The organism is Ruegeria alba, assembly GCF_022321465.1.
Taxonomy (GTDB): domain Bacteria; phylum Pseudomonadota; class Alphaproteobacteria; order Rhodobacterales; family Rhodobacteraceae; genus Ruegeria_B; species Ruegeria_B alba.
This window is the reverse complement of record NZ_JAKOEM010000062.1, coordinates 1-1,513: the sequence shown is the minus strand read 5'-3', so window position 1 is coordinate 1,513 and position 1,513 is coordinate 1. Positions and strand designations below refer to the sequence as shown.

The 1,513-nt window shown below is 52.9% G+C and carries 3 protein-coding genes; 1 reads left to right on the top strand and 2 read right to left on the bottom strand.

Annotation, left to right across the window (positions count from 1 at the left end; genetic code table 11):
* Positions 1-223: hypothetical protein (locus MB818_RS21835; RefSeq protein ID WP_238906540.1), on the top strand; the 223-nt coding region annotated here is incomplete at its 5' end.
* Positions 224-516: 293 nt separating this feature from the next.
* On the opposite strand, the gene MB818_RS21830 is transcribed toward MB818_RS21835, so the two are convergent.
* Complete coding sequence (locus tag MB818_RS21830; RefSeq protein WP_234237917.1) at positions 517-840, bottom strand: hypothetical protein; 324 nt, start codon at positions 838-840, stop codon at positions 517-519.
* A gap of 25 nt (positions 841-865) precedes the next feature.
* Positions 866-1,378, bottom strand: a complete 513-nt coding sequence (locus MB818_RS21825; RefSeq protein ID WP_238906538.1) for a hypothetical protein — start codon at positions 1,376-1,378, stop codon at positions 866-868.
* Between the last annotated feature and the right edge of the window lie 135 nt (positions 1,379-1,513).

The following is a 1,513-nucleotide window of genomic DNA, read 5'->3' as shown; positions in this document are numbered from 1 at the left end:
TGAAGAGCCGAGCAGGAAGACTTCAGCCGCTATTTTCGCCGCGCTTACACATCGACTTTTTCAACAGCATCTCCGCGATCCGGTCATTGCCGTCGAAAAAATGCTGCGAGATGCACGAACGGCCGGAATGCGTGAGCTGCATCGCGGCGTCGCGGCCTGTGATGAAAGTCAGCAAAGAGCCGTTGCTTCGAAACCTGCTCCATTCATTCTCACAATGAGGTGATCATAGACCAGGCAGGGGGCTATTTACATCAACGCCACATCAACCTGCGACTGCGGGCTTTGCGCTGACTTTGCATGTGAATCCGAACTGTTGCTGACGAATGCGAGGGTGAAAGTCGCGCCAAAACAAAGCCTTATCGCGCAAGCGATTGTTTTCATTAAGTTATTGGAATCGTTCACCTTTGGGCTCATAACCTGAAGGTCGTAGGTTCAAATCCTACTCCCGCAACCAACGATTTCTGCGAAAGCAGATTGTCCAAAGCCTCGGCCTCCGAAAGGAAGTCGGGGTTTTGTTTACCGGCGGCGAAGCGCAGGATCGCCCCCAAGGTCGCCGCGAAGGACGATGGAGTGTTCGCCGTTCTCGGGCACGAGGGTAATCTCATCGACCAGTGACCGAAGCACATCGACGGCGGCGCCTCGATCTTCCTCGGATTGCAGGTTCTCGCAGAGCTTCGCGACCCGATCCTGATACATCCGTGCCATGTTCGGGTGCAGCAACGGCGGCGGCTCGTCGGCATTGTCCAGAAGCTCGGTCAACTCCGCCTTCCTCGCCTCCAGCTTCTCGGCCTTGTCTTTGAGTTTCGTCGGCGGGAAGCCCTGAAGAATGGCATCGACCATCTTGTCGAGCTCTCGGTCAACCTTCTCAAGTTCGCTCCTCCACCCGTTCTTGCTGCGAAATTTCTCTCGCGAGTCGAGCCAATATGAAATCGCCGATCTCCGGGTGCATGAGGACAGGGTTTTCCTCAACGACCTGTCCGGTTTCCGGGTTTCGGTACATCCGCATTGGTATTGCGACCCGCTTATGACGCAACTCTTCAAGCTTCGATTCCGGAATCTTCTGAGCGGCGATCATAGACCAACCACTTCGAGCGAATTCATTGATTTCGTCTTCCTGATCCCAATCAGCGACACCCCACTCATCAAATCGTATCTTGTCAAATTTCCATTTTTTCGTTGCCTTATTTGAGCATTGCGCAACGAGCCGATCAAAAGCTTTGCCTACTTCCCCATCGTCAATCCAATCCGAGTAGCGGTATGATGGATCGAAGAAATCGATTTTGCAGCCAACATCGACGAGTTCGGCAACATGTTCTCTATTGGCTACGTGAGATTGATCGACGTGCGGCACTATTGTTCGCAGTTCATCGTAGAACAACAATAGCGACCTGAGGCGTGCTGTGTCTGACGTCAGCACCTACCGGACAGATTTAGGGGTTTGAGCGACGGAGGATTTCTGGTTCATCAAAGCCATTATGGAGCGAAGATGGACAAGAAATCCGGAACATCGAAA

Excerpts from the sequence above, each read along its gene's own strand:
- MB818_RS21830 (WP_234237917.1), bottom strand. The coding sequence starts at position 840 with ATGGTCGATGCCATTCTTCAGGGCTTCCCGCCGACGAAACTCAAAGAC.